This is a genomic window from Acinetobacter entericus (assembly GCF_026168575.1).
Classification (GTDB): domain Bacteria; phylum Pseudomonadota; class Gammaproteobacteria; order Pseudomonadales; family Moraxellaceae; genus Acinetobacter; species Acinetobacter bouvetii.
In genome coordinates, this window is the sequence record NZ_JAPEQW010000006.1 from 1 (window position 1) to 14,915 (window position 14,915).

15 protein-coding genes are annotated in these 14,915 nt (G+C 45.0%); 9 read left to right on the plus strand and 6 right to left on the minus strand.

Annotation, left to right across the window (positions count from 1 at the left end; all coding sequences use genetic code 11):
- The first annotated feature begins 28 nt into the window (after window positions 1-28).
- Genes OKC24_RS06245 through trpC form a run of 3 tightly spaced genes read left to right on the plus strand, consistent with a single transcriptional unit; the run spans window position 29 to window position 2,506 of the window.
- Entirely contained in the window at window positions 29-613 is a 585-nt protein-coding gene (locus tag OKC24_RS06245) for an anthranilate synthase component II (protein WP_005011298.1), read from the plus strand.
- Between the two features lie 18 nt (window positions 614-631).
- Window positions 632-1,678: an anthranilate phosphoribosyltransferase gene (trpD, locus tag OKC24_RS06250; protein WP_130145066.1), complete on the plus strand. Its 1,047-nt coding sequence runs from the start codon at window positions 632-634 to the stop codon at window positions 1,676-1,678.
- 21 nt (window positions 1,679-1,699) lie between these two features.
- The gene (gene trpC, locus OKC24_RS06255; protein ID WP_130145068.1) at window positions 1,700-2,506 is read left to right on the plus strand and encodes an indole-3-glycerol phosphate synthase TrpC; all 807 of its coding nucleotides are present in this window, start codon (window positions 1,700-1,702) and stop codon (window positions 2,504-2,506) included.
- Window positions 2,507-2,573: 67 nt separating this feature from the next.
- Here trpC and OKC24_RS06260 read toward each other — a convergent pair whose 3' ends face one another.
- Complete coding sequence (locus OKC24_RS06260; protein ID WP_265464885.1) at window positions 2,574-3,476, minus strand: alpha/beta fold hydrolase; 903 nt, start codon at window positions 3,474-3,476, stop codon at window positions 2,574-2,576.
- A 60-nt stretch (window positions 3,477-3,536) separates the two neighbouring features.
- Between OKC24_RS06260 and OKC24_RS06265 the strand changes: the two genes are divergently transcribed.
- The 5 genes from OKC24_RS06265 to blaOXA all read left to right on the plus strand — a co-directional run bounded on the left by OKC24_RS06265 (window position 3,537) and on the right by blaOXA (window position 7,058).
- Window positions 3,537-4,157, plus strand: a complete 621-nt coding sequence (locus OKC24_RS06265; RefSeq protein WP_131277136.1) for a TetR/AcrR family transcriptional regulator — start codon at window positions 3,537-3,539, stop codon at window positions 4,155-4,157.
- Window positions 4,158-4,339: 182 nt separating this feature from the next.
- Window positions 4,340-5,023, plus strand: coding sequence for a Smr/MutS family protein (locus tag OKC24_RS06270; RefSeq protein WP_130145073.1), 684 nt, complete (start codon window positions 4,340-4,342; stop codon window positions 5,021-5,023).
- A 96-nt stretch (window positions 5,024-5,119) separates the two neighbouring features.
- Window positions 5,120-5,668: a GTP cyclohydrolase I FolE gene (folE, locus tag OKC24_RS06275; RefSeq protein WP_171065526.1), complete on the plus strand. Its 549-nt coding sequence runs from the start codon at window positions 5,120-5,122 to the stop codon at window positions 5,666-5,668.
- A 105-nt stretch (window positions 5,669-5,773) separates the two neighbouring features.
- Window positions 5,774-6,133: a cupin domain-containing protein gene (locus OKC24_RS06280; RefSeq protein ID WP_130145075.1), complete on the plus strand. Its 360-nt coding sequence runs from the start codon at window positions 5,774-5,776 to the stop codon at window positions 6,131-6,133.
- A gap of 91 nt (window positions 6,134-6,224) precedes the next feature.
- A complete protein-coding gene (blaOXA, locus tag OKC24_RS06285) occupies window positions 6,225-7,058 on the plus strand; it encodes a class D beta-lactamase (RefSeq protein ID WP_130145076.1) in 834 nt (277 codons plus the stop codon).
- A gap of 90 nt (window positions 7,059-7,148) precedes the next feature.
- Here the strand turns inward: blaOXA and OKC24_RS06290 are convergent, their stop codons facing one another.
- The 5 genes from OKC24_RS06290 to hemE all read right to left on the minus strand — a co-directional run bounded on the left by OKC24_RS06290 (window position 7,149) and on the right by hemE (window position 13,347).
- Entirely contained in the window at window positions 7,149-8,528 is a 1,380-nt protein-coding gene (locus OKC24_RS06290; protein WP_131277139.1) for a diguanylate cyclase, read from the minus strand.
- Window positions 8,529-8,839: 311 nt separating this feature from the next.
- A complete protein-coding gene (locus OKC24_RS06295) occupies window positions 8,840-10,738 on the minus strand; it encodes an Lnb N-terminal periplasmic domain-containing protein (protein ID WP_130145078.1) in 1,899 nt (632 codons plus the stop codon).
- 83 nt (window positions 10,739-10,821) lie between these two features.
- Window positions 10,822-11,292 (minus strand): DUF3015 family protein, encoded by a 471-nt coding sequence (locus OKC24_RS06300; RefSeq protein ID WP_005011321.1) that lies wholly within the window; start codon window positions 11,290-11,292, stop codon window positions 10,822-10,824.
- 144 nt (window positions 11,293-11,436) lie between these two features.
- On the minus strand, window positions 11,437-12,240 hold the full coding sequence (locus OKC24_RS06305; RefSeq protein ID WP_171457718.1) for a DUF817 family protein: 804 nt from the start codon (window positions 12,238-12,240) through the stop codon (window positions 11,437-11,439).
- A gap of 36 nt (window positions 12,241-12,276) precedes the next feature.
- A complete protein-coding gene (gene hemE / locus OKC24_RS06310) occupies window positions 12,277-13,347 on the minus strand; it encodes a uroporphyrinogen decarboxylase (RefSeq protein WP_130145082.1) in 1,071 nt (356 codons plus the stop codon).
- Between the two features lie 204 nt (window positions 13,348-13,551).
- Between hemE and OKC24_RS06315 the strand changes: the two genes are divergently transcribed.
- The gene (locus tag OKC24_RS06315; RefSeq protein ID WP_130145084.1) at window positions 13,552-14,784 is read left to right on the plus strand and encodes a L,D-transpeptidase family protein; all 1,233 of its coding nucleotides are present in this window, start codon (window positions 13,552-13,554) and stop codon (window positions 14,782-14,784) included.
- The last annotated feature ends 131 nt before the right edge of the window (window positions 14,785-14,915 follow it).

Here is a 14,915-nt window from a genome sequence, read left to right on the forward strand (position 1 = left end):
GTATAAATTTCTTAGGGATACGCTTGATATGCTTCTCATGATCGACAACTATGACTCTTTTACCTACAACATCGTCCAGTATTTTGGCGAGTTAAATCAGGAAGTAAAAGTAGTGCGTAATGATGCCGTGACTTTAGAAGATATTGAGCGATGGCAACCGAAGTATTTGGTCATTGGCCCAGGCCCTTGTTCACCAAGTGAAGCAGGTATTTCTATTCCTGCCATTCAGCATTTTGCAGGCAAGATTCCATTGCTGGGTGTGTGTTTAGGCCACCAAGCCATTGGACAGGCTTTTGGCGGTGACATTATCCGCGCAAAAAAAGTCATGCATGGCCGCCTGTCTGACATGTATCACAGCGATAAGGGCATTTTCAGCAATCTGCCTTCTCCATTTTCCGCAACGCGCTATCACTCTTTGGTGATTGATCAGGCGACGCTGCCAGAATGCTTGGAAGTCACCTGCTGGACCAATGAGGAAGATGGCTCCATGGAAGAGATTATGGGGGTTAAACATAAGACATTGCCGGTTGAAGGCGTGCAGTTTCACCCTGAATCTATTTTAAGCCAGCACGGCCATCAGATTTTCAAAAACTTCTTAGAAATTTACGCATAACAGAGCGCATCCAAGATTATGAATATTCAGCAAGCTTTAAATAATATTACGAAAAATATTGAACTCACCCAGCCGCAAATGGAAGAAGTGATGCGCACCATTATGAATGGTGAAGCAACAGACGCGCAGATTGGCGCACTGATGATGGGCCTGCGTCAAAAAGGCGAAAGCATTGACGAAATTACCGCTGCAGCCCGTGTCATGCGTGAGTATGCCATTAAAATTGATGTCAGCGATTTACCGCATTTGGTGGATATTGTCGGTACTGGCGGCGATGGTCAAAACCTATTTAACGTGTCTACAGCTTCTTCTTTTGTGATTGCAGCGGCTGGCGCAAATATTGCCAAGCATGGCGGACGCGGCGTGTCTTCAAAATCAGGCTCTTCTGACCTTTTAGAACAGGCCGGTATTAACCTTGATTTAAATATGCAGCAAACTGAGCGCTGCATCCGTGATTTAGGTGTCGGCTTCTTATTTGCGCCAAATCATCATAAAGCCATGAAATATGCTGCTGGCCCGCGTAAAGAACTGGGCTTCCGCAGCATTTTCAACTTACTCGGCCCGCTTACGAATCCGGCTGGCGTTAAGCGTTTTGTGATTGGTGTCTTCTCTACTGAGCTGTGCCGCCCAATAGCAGAAGTTTTGAAGCAGCTGGGCGCAGAACATGTCATGGTGGTGCATTCTAAAGACGGCTTAGATGAAATCAGCCTTGCCTCTTCTACTTATGTGGCAGAGCTGAAAAACGGCGAAATTACCGAATGGGAAATTCAGCCGGAAGCGGTGGATATAGAATCTCAGACCTTAACCGGCTTATCTGTAGACAGCTCTGCAGAAAGCTTGGCGCTGATTAAAAACGCCTTGGGCAAAAAGAAAACAGCGATTGGTGAAAAAGCGGCCAGCATGATCGCATTGAATGCTGGAGCGGGCATCTATGTATCAGGCCTGACCACCTCATATAAGCAAGGTGTGGCCTTGGCGCATGACATCATCTATGGCGGTCAGGCTTTAGAAAAAATGGATGTGCTGTCTGAATTTACCAAAACGCTAAAACAATACGAAGCTTAACCGGTCAAGGAAATTTAAATCATGGTTGATATCGCAAATACCATCTTGGGTAAAATTGTTGACCGCAAGCAGGAAGAATTTGCTGCGCGCTTAAAGCAGCGCAGCTATAAAGATGTGGAAGAACTGGCGCAGGCTGCAACACCTGTACGGGGTTTTGCGCAATCTTTGTACAGCAAGCGCCCCGGGGTGATTGCTGAAATTAAAAAAGCCTCGCCGTCTAAAGGCATCATCCGCGAAAACTTTAACCCTGCAGAAATTGCCCAGCAGTATCAAGATGCTGGCGCGGCATGTTTATCTGTTTTAACGGATGCGGATTTTTTCCAAGGCGCCGATGAGAACATTCAGATTGCCCGTACGCATTGCGGCTTGCCCGCCCTGCGCAAAGACTTTTTGATTGATCCATACGGCGTGATTGAAGCGCGCGCTTTGCATGCCGACTGCATTTTGCTGATTGTGGCGTGTTTGTCAGATCAGCAATTGGAAGAAATGTCTAAAACTGCCTTTGAGCACCATTTGGATGTTTTGGTTGAAGTGCATGATGAAGAAGAGCTTGAACGCGCGCTGCGCCTGTCTGAGCGCTGCCTGCTGGGTGTAAACAACCGCAATTTAAAAACCTTTGATGTGGATTTAAATACCTCACTGCGTTTGAAAAAACTGCTGGCGCCTTCACGCTTATTGGTGACTGAAAGCGGGATTGCCACGCCTGCCGATGTCGCCATGATGCAGGAACATGACATCCATGCGTTCTTGGTCGGTGAAAGCTTTATGAAGCAGCCGCGCCCCGATCAGGCTTTTGCTGAATTGTTTGGTACGCCAAAAGCAGTTTAAAACCTATCCGCTTCAGGGCTATGCATGGCCCTGAACCGGAGTTTAAAAAATGAGGCCAGTTCTCAGGCTATTCAGTTTCAAAAGCAGGCTGAATCATGAATGCTGAAGACAAAAAAGTTAGAACTTCACGCGCTACAATTTCAGGCTTTTCCCATGGCGTCCAATGACCGCAATCTGTGAGTTCGACCACTTGAGGATGCGGCACAAGTTCCCGATAGCGTTTTGCCATTTGAGTTCCAGAATTCGGATTATTTTGGCCATTAATCAGCAGCATTGGAATTTGACTCTCCATTAAGGCGACCACTAACCTATCCCGATGCTTAAACCTTTCAAAAATTGAACGATTCAGTGCAACCAAACACTTTTTGCCGTCATTAAAGTTTAATTGCTCGTACCATTGTGCCAGATCAGCATCTGATGGCGGATGATGCACATCAAACATCTGTTTCATATTCTTAGAAAAAATACGCTTATTCAGCAGCAGCCCAATTAAATGGCCAAAGCTAGACGCCATGAGCTTTTGAATAAACCGAGGCTGATAGGCCTCTGGGAATAAGCTGCCATTCATAAAAATTGCAGATTGGATGTTAAAAGGTAAATGCTGCGATTGCTGCCGATGCAGCAATTCCTGAAGGATGCCCGCCCCCAGATCATGGCCAATTAAATGGACCTTTTTTAAATTTAAATGCTCAAGCAACGCCACACATTGCGCTGCGTGATCCTGAACACTGTAAACATGCTTGTTGGGCTTATCAGAAAAGCCTAATCCCAAGAGGTCAATCGCAAGAATTTGATATTGCTCTGATAATTCATCCCATATTTTAGACCAGTCAAATGAACTGGTCGGATAGCCGTGAATGAGGAAAATGGTTGGCGCATCTTGCTTCGCTGCAAACCTATAGAAAATTTTATAGTTCTTAAAAGCAAAATATTTCCCATCCCGCTTCCAACTTTGCAATGTGTACTTCATTTTTATCTCTTATTTTGTTAACCTTACACTGTAAGTTAAATTTACTTGGTGCAAATACAGATGTCAAATCCAGATGAAAATAAACCCAAAAACAAAATCAAATTGACTAAAGAATCGATTATTGAAAGCGCAATGGCATTAATTGAAGAACATGGCATTGACCGTTTTAGTTTGCGTAAGCTTGCGCAAAAATTAAATTGCGAAGCCATGAGCATTTATTATCATGTCAAAAATAAAGAGCAGATTTTTGCAGAAATTGTCGACAGTTTAATTTTAAAGATTGAATTTAATCAAAGCATTGATGGCGCAAAGGCCCAATTAAAAGATATTGCATATCAATGGAGAAGGCTATCGCAGCAATACCCCAATATCTTCTTAATTTTAGCAGTTCATCCATTAGATTCTGAGATTGGACAAAACTTCATGCATCATATTCTTTTGATCCTGCAGCAAACCAATCTCTCTGCAAAACAAGCCAGCCATTTTTTAAGAGTTCTGAATTATTATTTAATTGGCGCTGGCGTGGATGAAGCTAAAGGCTATCATCATGCGGCACAAAAACAGCCTCCAAATTCCGATGATCTATTGCTGAACAGTGCAATGGCCTTTTGGACTGTAGCAGATCAGGATCAGATTTTTGAATTAGGCTTGGATATTCTGCTCAGCTATATGCCTGATTAACAGCTGCCCTACTGCTGGCATGCCCAGAAAACGTCAAAAAAATTGCAGGAGCAAAACCGAACTAAAGCACAGGGATTCCCTGCCGCTCCATTCTGAACGATATAAATCCAATTCAGTTCAAATCTAGGCCATTTCGGACTATAATTTAGCAATATATCCGCATCCTTTCTGTTTTATCCATTATGAGCAAACACGATTCTTCGCTGTCTAAAGAACAATACAACTTACTGAATGCGTTTAAAAAACAAATCAGCAAGCCGGCGCCCGCGCCAGAACCCGTTGCGCCCATAGAAAAAACACCTGAACAGGAACAACAGGAAGAATTAGATTTTTTCCGCAAGCAAATGCAGGGCGTGCAGAAAATGAATGCAGGAAATATGGCAAAAACGGTTAAGCACACCCAAAGAAAACCGGATGCGCAGACTTTAGCAAAGCGCGCTTCGGCTGTTGGCCCAACGCAAACCGATGAAGCCCTGCTATCCGACACGCAAGCGATGCTCAATCCTGTCGCCAGCCAAGCCAAGCTGAGTTACCGCATTGCTACGCTGCAGCACCGTGTATTTGAAGATTTAAAAGCAGGCAATCTGCGCTGGTTTGAAGCCGTTGATCTGCATGGCTGTACCGTAGAAGATGCCCGCACAGCTGTACTGCAGATTATCCAAATGGCCAAAGATGATAATCAAAACGTGATTAAAATTGTGCATGGCAAAGGCCCCGAAGCCATTTTAAAAACGCATGTCAACAGCTGGCTGCGTCAGCACCGTGATGTACTGGCTTTTGTCAGCGCGCCTGAAAACCAAGGCGGAACTGGCGCAGTTCTGGTTTTGCTTAAACGCGCAGAAAAGAACCCGCAGTTTAAACAGTAATCGGATTTTTCCTTTAAAAGCAGGCATTGTAATGGTTTTCTGCTACAATGCCGTCCTTGTTCAATCTCTCTGTGTAAGTGAACACGTCTTATGTCTATGCAGCAATCCTACGCTAACATTCTTACTGCCGTTGGTGAAGACCTTAATCGCCCAGGTCTTAAAGATACCCCTATGCGTGCTGCTAAAGCCTTCTCCTATTTAACGTCCGGCTATAGTCAAACTCTGGAAGAAGTAACCAATAAAGCGGTCTTCCCTTCTGATAACCGTGAAATGGTGCTTGTTAAAAATATCGAGTTCTATTCACTCTGCGAACATCATCTGCTGCCGTTTCATGGCCGTGTGCATATTGCCTACCTGCCAGAAGGCAATGTTTTGGGCCTCTCTAAATTTGCCCGCATCACAGAAATGTTTGCGCGCCGCCTGCAGATTCAGGAAAACTTGACGCAGCAGATTGCGGAAGCCGTAGCGGAGGTGACTGGCGCCCGCGGTGTAGCTGTGATGATTGATTCCGCCCATATGTGCATGATGATGCGCGGTGTCGGCAAACAAGAATCTACAACCCGAACAGTATCATTTGTCGGCGACTTTAAAACCAATAAAGAAGAACGCCGAGAGTTTTTAAGCGCGGTCCCGGAAAGCTATTAATTTAGCCTTTATTAAAGCCTCAACCTGTGTTGGGGCTTTTTTTAGCCGCATCATTTAAATTTCATCTTAAAACACTTATTAAATTTATTTAGCAAGGAATCTGCTATGTCAGCTATTTTAGTTGCGGACCAAGGGCCAACTCAAAGTGAACGCACCGTTGATTTCCCTCGGCCAGACCGCTTGGTCAAAGGCAATCCTGAGCGCCATACCTGCAGCTTATATGAGCACCCCAATATGGACTGCGGCATATGGCAATGTGAAGTGGGCGCTTGGAATATTGTTTTTGCGCCAAATAAGCAAGAATTCTTTACAGTAATTGAAGGCCGTGTGCGCATTCATCACAAACACTCCAATATCATGATTGAAGTTGGCCCTGGCGAAGCAGGCATTATTCCGCCTGGTTTTGAGGGTACGTTTGAAGTGGTTGAAGCAGTCAAAAAATATTATGTGAATGTCGCGGCTTAAACGGATTAAGTTACAGATTCATCACATGAATTCGCTGTAATTTTGCATGTTTATTGGCATAGTGCTTCAAGCAATTTTCAGAGTTTAATGAATGAATCCTTTCACAAAATACGGTGCAATTTTATGCCCCATAATTTTTCTGGGCGCCTGCACTGCATCCCCTTTTTCACACAATCAAGCGCATTCTGCCAATGCCAGCCATTTAACTGATGCAGCCGCTATCCGCAATTTGTTTAATCAAGCCAATGTTCAGGGCGTGATTCTCATTAAAAGCGGCAATGATCTTCAAGCATATGGCAATGCGATACAGCGCGCAGATCAGCCATTTATACCGGCTTCCACGTTTAAAATGCTGAATGCCCTGATTGGCATTGAACACAATAAAACTTCCCCAGACGAAGTATTCAAATGGAATGGGGAAAAACGCAGCTTTCCGGCTTGGGAAAAAGATTTGACCTTAGCGCAGGCAATGACCGCCTCTGCCGTGCCGGTATATCAGGAATTGGCGCGCAGAATTGGCTTAGAGCTGATGCAAAATGAAGTGAAGCGGGTTCAATTTGGCAATAGTAATATTGGCGCTCAAGTCGATAATTTCTGGCTGATGGGCCCGCTTAAAATTACACCAAGGCAGGAAGTGCAATTTGCCGATCAGCTGTCACACTTGCAATTGCCCTTTCGCAAAAGCACACAGCAGCAAGTGGTTAAAATGCTGTTTATTGAACAGATCGGCAGTAAAGCGCTCTATGCCAAAAGCGGCTGGGGCATGGATGTTGAGCCTCAAGTCGGCTGGTATACCGGCTGGGTTGAAGATGCTCAAGGCAAAACCACAGCCTTTTCACTCAACCTAGAAATGGATCAATCCACACCGGCATCTCTGCGTAAAGAGCTGGTGATCCGCAGTTTAAAGCAGCTCAAAATCCTATAAGCCCTTTTTAAAATCCCAACATGTATTGAATTGCACCCCATTCATTTGAAAAGAGAAGCCGCAAATTGCGGTCTTTCTATTCCGCCATGTCTATGCTGTACTCGATTTTGCTAAATACACATTATTGCGGCCTTTGTTTTTAGCGGCATACAGCGCGGCATCGGCAGCATCTAAAAAGCGCTGATAATCTGGATGCCCATCATACAACGCACAGCCAATGCTGACCGTAAAATTAAAACTGCTGCCCAGCGATGAGCGGATGGGCGTGTCCTGCACACGTTTACGGATACGCTCTGCAATCTCCTGCGCCCGGATCAAATCGCTATCGACCAGCAAGAGCAAAAACTCTTCTCCGCCAATGCGGAAGGCATAGTCACTGCCCCGCACAGATTCGAAAAGCACTTCGCTAATAAACTGCAGCGCCAAATCTCCAGCAGCATGGCCATGCTTATCATTAATCCGTTTAAAGAAGTCCGCATCTATCGCCAGCAGTGACAACGGCGAATGATTCTTGCGGGAAAAATGAATCTCACGCGAAACAATGGTCTCTAAATAGCGGCGGTTCAGCAGCTGTGTCAGCGCATCATTGCCTGAATCAATATATTCAGCCACTTGGAACAGCTGATCAATTAGATGCTGAATTTCTCTATTTTTACTGCGCATCTGCTGAATCAGCGCAATAGTCTGCTCTTTGCGACCGCATTCCAGCACATGATTATTCAGTAAATCCACTTCATGGATCCGGCCGATAATTTCATCCACCTGCTCTGAACCACTGAAAGCGTAAGCCGCTTTATGAATAAACCAGAGGCCAAATTCAGATTTTGACAGTGCAGGATGCGTAAACCGCTGTGTATCTGAAAATACCTTAAACATGAGTTCATTTTCCCAATCCAGCAATGAACTGCGCTGCTTGTCTTTTTGCACAGAGGCATCCTGCATGGCGGAAAATAAACGGTAGCTGTGCTTAATGTCATTATTCTTTTCAATATTGACTTCATAGGAACGGCACATAATTTCTGAACTGAAGCCCAGAATCTGAAAAATATAGCTGATCATGCTTAAAGTATAATTTTCAGCATACTGAGATTCAGCCTTCAGGCTGAATATTTTCTTTTCGATTTCCCGAATGCCGCGCATAATCAGCCAAGACGGTATGCCAATCCGCGCATGGACTTTGCCGACCATTTGCTGCTTTGCGGCCACTTCTTCAAACTTGTGCTGCAGCGGCGCATTAAAGGATTCAATCAGCCATTGATTCAGCGTCTTGGTTAAACGGTTTTGGACAATATCATCCGAAAGAAAATACGAAGCCTCTTTTTCCAGCATCATGTTTTTATAAAATTCAACCACCAAAATTTCAGAGTGCCTTTGTATGAATTGAACAGCATCATTTAAAATATCGACTGAATAATCATCGCAAATGAGTTTCCATTGTTTTGCAAGCTTTGCAATGCTTTCAGTATTCATACATTTTGTCCCAGCGGCTATAACATCCAGCCATCAAAAAAATAATAGTGCCGCAAATTATACATAATATGAATAGTGTGACCCAATCAATCTTTTTATAAAAAACAGTATTTTAATTTTAAATATTTACATAAATTTGCATGATAAGTGTGCTAAAAATCAGGCGGTTGATCTCAATAAGCAGTGTTTTTTCAGACAGGATTGAATGCTTTTACAGAATAGCTGAACAACTGGAGAGCGCTCTTAAACAGGGCTATGATTTCCCCATCGCTCAGGAGGACACTTTTCCGCAATTCGAAATCCGGCATGGACTAAAAGAAATGAATAAATTCGAAACTGGCTTTATCCCAATCAAAGCCATGCTGCTGCTGAAACTCCCAGCCCAAACGCAGCGCATTTTGCGCATTCAATGCATATTGAATTTGACTATTCAGCCTGATATTCCATTGGTTCTGATCTTGCCAAAAAGGCAGCTCGACCTGCACCAAGCTGTTGATGTTATCTGACCAGATATTTTGACAACCCAGCGCTGGTCCAGCCCCGGCGCGCCAGCCGTCATCCAGAGCCTTGCTGCCCTGAAAATGCACTTGCATTTGCGCATAGCATAAATGGCGCCGGCCGCTGTTTGCCCTGCTGAAACCCGCCTGCACACTCAAATTGGCTACGCCATGCTGCTGTGTTTCACTGAACTGGCCGTGAGCGCCCAAGGCCTCCTGCTGCCAGCCAAAGTTAAAGCCCCACGACAGCGGAGTCTTAAACGGCGTGATGGGGTTATAGGAATTGACAGACAGAAAGTCAAAATGCTCCAGCTTCAATGTATCTTGCCGATATTGCACTGCGCCATCCCAAAACATCAGCTGTGTGCCTGTACGGAAGCCGCCCTGCGGATCCATTAAATCATGATAGGCTTGCCGGTGCCCCAACTCAACGAAACTGTCCCCCTGCACTTCACCGGCTTTGAGTTGAAAATTTCTGGCATGATGCCCCTGTACAGGATCCGTATTTGGACGCGGCGCATCGGTGCGCTGTTTTTCCGCAGGGATTTCACTGCGCAGCACCAAAAGCTGGCGCAGCCGCGGCCGGGCAAATTTACCTTCAACTTTGCGTGAGGTTAAATAGAGGTATAAATCGTCATACGCCATTTCTAAAATTTTAGCGCGCTCTGTTTCTGAATAGGCTGACAATTGCGCCTGCATATGCTGCGGCGCTGTAAAAGCCAGCTGGTGCGACTTTTGCGCCAAAATACGGCCATGCTGGCGGGCCTGCGCCAAGAGCTGCGTTTCCAAGGCTGGACGGTAGACCGTGTCTGCAACCAGCCCCTGCCGTTCGACCGAACGTATGGTTTCAATTGGAACCGCAGCGACTTTAAACTGGTTCTTCAAGTCCAGCTCTGGACGGACGGTATCCAGCAGTCCCAGCAAGCGGTATGCGCAATTGTCACTGACAAAATAATAAGGAAAGGTGACTTTCTGCATTTCCCAAATATGCTTGACCAAAAACTGGGTTTCCGCCTCAGATAAATTCAGTTCATATTCCCACAAATCGCGGCTTTCAAAATCGCCATATTCTTTCACTTTGCGGTAATACGGCATGAGTGAATATTCACCCGGATATTGCCCTGTTAAGCCTTTCCACGCAAATGACCAGCCATCGGCATTAGTAACCGTCGCCGCATAATTAATGGCGTACGAGACTAAATTCAGCTGTTTCTGATCTTTAGGATCGATACGCAAAAGCGTATGCCCAAACATTGAACTGGGATTGCCCATAAAGTCTGTGGCGTAGATCAGGGTTGCTTTATACGGATTGATTTTGCCAAACCAGTCATCCAATTCTGGACATTGGACCGCTGGCAATTGCGCTGACTGAATATTCAGCTGTTCCATCAGCCATTGGCTGCGGGCAGGAAAACGGCAGCGGATGGATTGATTGGGCAAAGCAGCCTGAAACAGCGCTTGTATATTAGCGCTCAGTTCACTGTGCAGATTATGCTGTCCATCTTGAGAGAAAAAATAACCGCTGTAAGTGACTTCACTGTTTCCATGCTGATCTGCGTACATTAAACGATGCCAAATGATTTTATCCGCCAGCCGCTGCTGTTCTGCCTGCTGCACATACTCCTGCGCATGGGCAGGAATTTCATTTGATGGGCTTTGCGCGAAAGTTACCCCAGACACAGCAAATGCACAGCATAAAGCAAATAATTTCATGGACACCTAATCATCTGGAAAAAATTTTAAACATGCAGATATAACAAAACCCTGCCAGATGGACAGGGTTTTGCTTAAAGAAATTAAACGTATGCTTTTAATACGTTGTCTTGCGCCATAACGCTTTGTAAAGACGCTAACACCTGCACAGAAGACGCATTTTCAGCTGCGTAGATTTTAGAAAAATTGGCTTTAGATACCGCAAAGAAATGCGCTTTATCTGCCGCTTTAATATTCAGCAGTTCTGCTAAGACATTCAGGCTTTCACCTTGGCCAACCGCCATATCACGCGCTAAAGATTCCGAGTTTTCATTGGTAAATGTAACCGCCTGCGCTGTTACAGTTCCTGTGCCGCTGCAGCCTAATGTACCAAAAGTAATACCGAACAATTGGTTAGCAAATAGACCATTGGTTGTTGCCGCTAAAATTTTTGGAACCTTCCCTGACTGGCCTGCCCAGACTTGAGAGCCTATACCGCAGCCGGCGTCACGGTCTGCGAAAGCAGCTGTAGAACCAGCCGCTAAAACTGCAGCTAAAGCTAATTTTTTGAACATAGCATTTCTCCAGAAAATCATTTTCAATGTTTTTAATTATTAAAAAGTGTACAAATTTTCTTGTACTTTGGCAGATTACCGTTATATAACAAAGAACGCAAAACAATTTTAGAATAAAGAATTGATCAAATATCAACCTCTTGTTTAAGCGGATTTTTTAAGTTCCCATACACCATTGTCTTGCCGTGTGCCTAATATTTTCAACACCAAAACCAGACTGAGCAGCAGCAGCAGATACCAGGAGCCCAGTTTTCCCCAGCCCACCATATGCCATGCATCGACTTGACTTGGGTACAGCCAGATTTTATAGAATGTGCTGATGTTTTCCGCAATCCAGATGATAAATGCCAAAATAGCCAAGACCGGAAGCATCGGCAGCTGAAACTGATGAAGCTGCAGCTGAAATTTGATTCTGGTTTTCCAGAAAATGACTATGCTCCAGACAAATAAAATCATTCGGATGTCTGGAACAAAAAATTTGCTCATGAAATTAAGATAAGACAATAACGCCAGTGTCAGCATATTGCCAAAGCTCGGCAGCTTTTCAAATGAGACCTGATATAAACGTAAAGACCGGGCAAAAAAGCTGCCTACGGCGGAATACATAAAGCCGGCAAATAACGGCACGGTCAAAATTTTAAAAACCGCCGGCTGTGGATACTGCCATGAGGCAATTTGCGGATGAGTGAGAAAAATTTCCATCACCATCGCCATCATATGAAAAAAGGCGATAACCTTGGCTTCCGCCCAGGATTCCAGCTTTAAATACAGCAAACAGGCTTGAATGGTCAGCGCATAAAACAGCAGATAATCGTAACGGAAAAAACCGTACAACTCTTGACTGCCCATAAATGCGGTCAGCACAAAAGCGGCAAGCAGCAATACCCCAAATAAAGCAGCCGAAGCTGCCTTATAGGAAAACTCAAAACAAGATTTAAAAATTGAGATCACACTAAAAAATCCGACTTCACTGTACCCAATTCATTACAAATATTTTGCGCTGTATTCATGCACCGTATCAATAAAGGCTTTCGGATTTGCAGGATCCACCCATTGCGTAATGCCGTGGCCTAGATTCGCCACATAACCGGTTTTTTCGCCATGGGCATACGCATCATCCAGCATGGCTTTGGTGGCTTTCACAATGGCCTCATGCGAACCATATAATGTTGCAGGGTCTAAGTTGCCCTGCAGCGCTGCGCGGCCAGCCACTGTCTGGCGCGCAACATTCAGCGGTGTCGTCCAGTCTAAGCCAAATGCATCAGCGCCTGTCGCCACCATCGGCTCAAGCCATTGGCCGCCGCCTTTGGTAAATAAAATTACCGGCACTTTTCGGCCATCTTTTTCACGCTTCAAGCCCGCTACAATTTTCTGCATATAGTTCAGAGAAAATTCGATATATTCGCGGTGCGCCAATGCGCCACCCCAGCTGTCAAAAATCTGCACAGCCTGTGCGCCCGCATCAATTTGCGCATTCAGATAGTCAATCACTGCATCCGCCAAACGACCGAGCAGCGCATGCAGCACTTCGGGCTGCGCATACATCATTTGCTTGGTAAAGCGGAAATCCTTGCTTGAACCGCCTTCGACCATATAAGTTGCCAGCGTCCACGGGCTGCCCGAAAAGCCGATTAATGGCACTTGACCGCCTAAAGCAGAACGGATCGCACTCACCGCATTCATGACATAGCCCAAATCTGACTTGGCATTAAATGCAGGCAGATTTGCAACATCCTGTTCTGTGCGGACAGTTTTATGAAATTTAGGGCCTTCGCCGGCCTCAAAATACAGGCCCAAACCCAGCGCATCCGGTACGGTCAAAATATCAGAGAATAGAATTGCCGCGTCCAAATCGTAACGGCGCAATGGCTGCAGGGTGACTTCACAGGCAAAATCGGTATTTTTGCACAGAGAAAGGAAATCGCCCGCTTTGGCGCGTGTTTCACGGTACTCGGGTAAATAACGGCCGGCTTGACGCATCATCCATACGGGAGTGGCGTCTACTGGCTCGCGCAGCAATGCACGCAGGAAACGATCATTTTTTAGGGCCGTCATTTACTTTTCCATCTATTTTCAACTTTGCAACATCATAACAAAAACCCTTCAAATTGAGTAATTTCTCAGAATTTTAAAAATCGTTTATTGTCAAAGATAAATATGATATTTACACAAAACAAATACTGCATCCCCCCAATTTTTCTGCAATACTTGCAAGCGTTTTTTCACATTGTAAATGAATAATTCTTAAGGTTGAGTTACATGTTCGTTCGCACAATGCTCGCAATGAGTTTAAGCTGCATAATTGCGGGTACAGCTTTTGCCGCAGCCACTTCTGAACAACCATTAAATCCAAAGGTAATTACGGATGTAGCGGTTCAAGACCCGATTGATCCGCTTGCCGCTGATTCAGCATCTTCTGCATCAACACAAATTACGTCACAAGAACAACAAGATTTAAATAAAGCGTCTCAAACGCTGAACGATCTGCAAAAATCTGAAGATCAAACTGCCGATGTTGGCGCAGCTCCAACTGCAGCGCCAAAAACCGCGCCCAAAGTTTCTGCCGGCAGCGCATCTGCCGCAAAAGCATCGTGGACATTAGACGGCCTGAATAATGCGCAGTGGTATGAAGATATTGGCAAAGGCCAATTCCCTGTATATGCCCGCGCACATGTCATGCTGAACAATGCTCATGCCTCACCAGGCGCAATTGACGGCTCAAGCGGTAAAAATACGCTAAAAGCAATTGCTTCATTCCAGCAAATGAATGGCCTTAAGCCGACTGGGACGTTGACTAAAGAAACTTGGGATGCATTAATTGCAAAACAAGGCAGCAAACCTGCATTTATTGAATACACCATTACCGATGCAGACATTAAAGGCCCCTATGCGAAATCCATTCCGCATGACTATGCGCTGCAAGCAAAAATGCCTGGGCTGTATTACACCCGCGTAACTGAAATGCTGGGTGAAAAATTCCATATGGATGAAGATTTTTTAAAGAAAATCAATCCGAAGGCAACGTTCAGCAAAGCTGGCGAAAAAATTATTGTGGCCAATATCCGCAATGAAGTGCCTGAAGACATTCATTTAATTGTGGCGCACAAAGGGGCGAAGCAGCTGTACTTGTTTAACAGCCGCAATCAAATGATTGGCTCTTTCCCTGCAACCATCGGCAGTTCAGATACGCCGTCGCCTACAGGAACGTACAAAGTGACGGGTGTCGCGCCAAATCCGTGGTACAGCTACTCGCCAAGCAACTTTGTGCAAGGCAAAAATACCAAACCGCTGTCTTTGCCGCCCGGCCCGAACGGCCCAGTGGGCAATATCTGGATTGGCTTAAGCAAAAAATCATTTGGTATTCACGGTACGCCAAATCCGTCAGCGATTTCAAAGACTGCGTCACACGGCTGTATCCGCCTGACCAACTGGGATGCCAACGATTTGGGCAAAAAAGTGAAATCTGGCGTGACGGTTAAATTCTTAGAGTAATTACTGCGTCACAAATCAATAAAAAGTGTTTTATTTTCGAATAAAGCACTTTTTTTATGGCATTTCATTTTAAATAACGGTTATACAGTGCGTTCATTGACATCAAAAACATCACAATAAAAAACATTTAA

Coding starts and splice junctions, on each gene's coding strand:
- OKC24_RS06245 (WP_005011298.1), top strand. CDS start 29: ATGCTTCTCATGATCGACAACTATGACTCTTTTACCTACAACATCGTC.
- OKC24_RS06290 (WP_131277139.1), bottom strand. CDS start 8,528: ATGAATACTGAAAGCATTGCAAAGCTTGCAAAACAATGGAAACTCATT.
- hemE (WP_130145082.1), bottom strand. CDS start 13,347: ATGACGGCCCTAAAAAATGATCGTTTCCTGCGTGCATTGCTGCGCGAG.
- OKC24_RS06315 (WP_130145084.1), top strand. CDS start 13,552: ATGTTCGTTCGCACAATGCTCGCAATGAGTTTAAGCTGCATAATTGCG.
- OKC24_RS06270 (WP_130145073.1), top strand. CDS start 4,340: ATGAGCAAACACGATTCTTCGCTGTCTAAAGAACAATACAACTTACTG.
- trpD (WP_130145066.1), top strand. CDS start 632: ATGAATATTCAGCAAGCTTTAAATAATATTACGAAAAATATTGAACTC.
- OKC24_RS06265 (WP_131277136.1), top strand. CDS start 3,537: ATGTCAAATCCAGATGAAAATAAACCCAAAAACAAAATCAAATTGACT.
- OKC24_RS06295 (WP_130145078.1), bottom strand. CDS start 10,738: ATGAAATTATTTGCTTTATGCTGTGCATTTGCTGTGTCTGGGGTAACT.
- OKC24_RS06300 (WP_005011321.1), bottom strand. CDS start 11,292: ATGTTCAAAAAATTAGCTTTAGCTGCAGTTTTAGCGGCTGGTTCTACA.
- OKC24_RS06260 (WP_265464885.1), bottom strand. CDS start 3,476: ATGAAGTACACATTGCAAAGTTGGAAGCGGGATGGGAAATATTTTGCT.
- blaOXA (WP_130145076.1), top strand. CDS start 6,225: ATGAATCCTTTCACAAAATACGGTGCAATTTTATGCCCCATAATTTTT.
- folE (WP_171065526.1), top strand. CDS start 5,120: ATGCAGCAATCCTACGCTAACATTCTTACTGCCGTTGGTGAAGACCTT.
- OKC24_RS06280 (WP_130145075.1), top strand. CDS start 5,774: ATGTCAGCTATTTTAGTTGCGGACCAAGGGCCAACTCAAAGTGAACGC.
- trpC (WP_130145068.1), top strand. CDS start 1,700: ATGGTTGATATCGCAAATACCATCTTGGGTAAAATTGTTGACCGCAAG.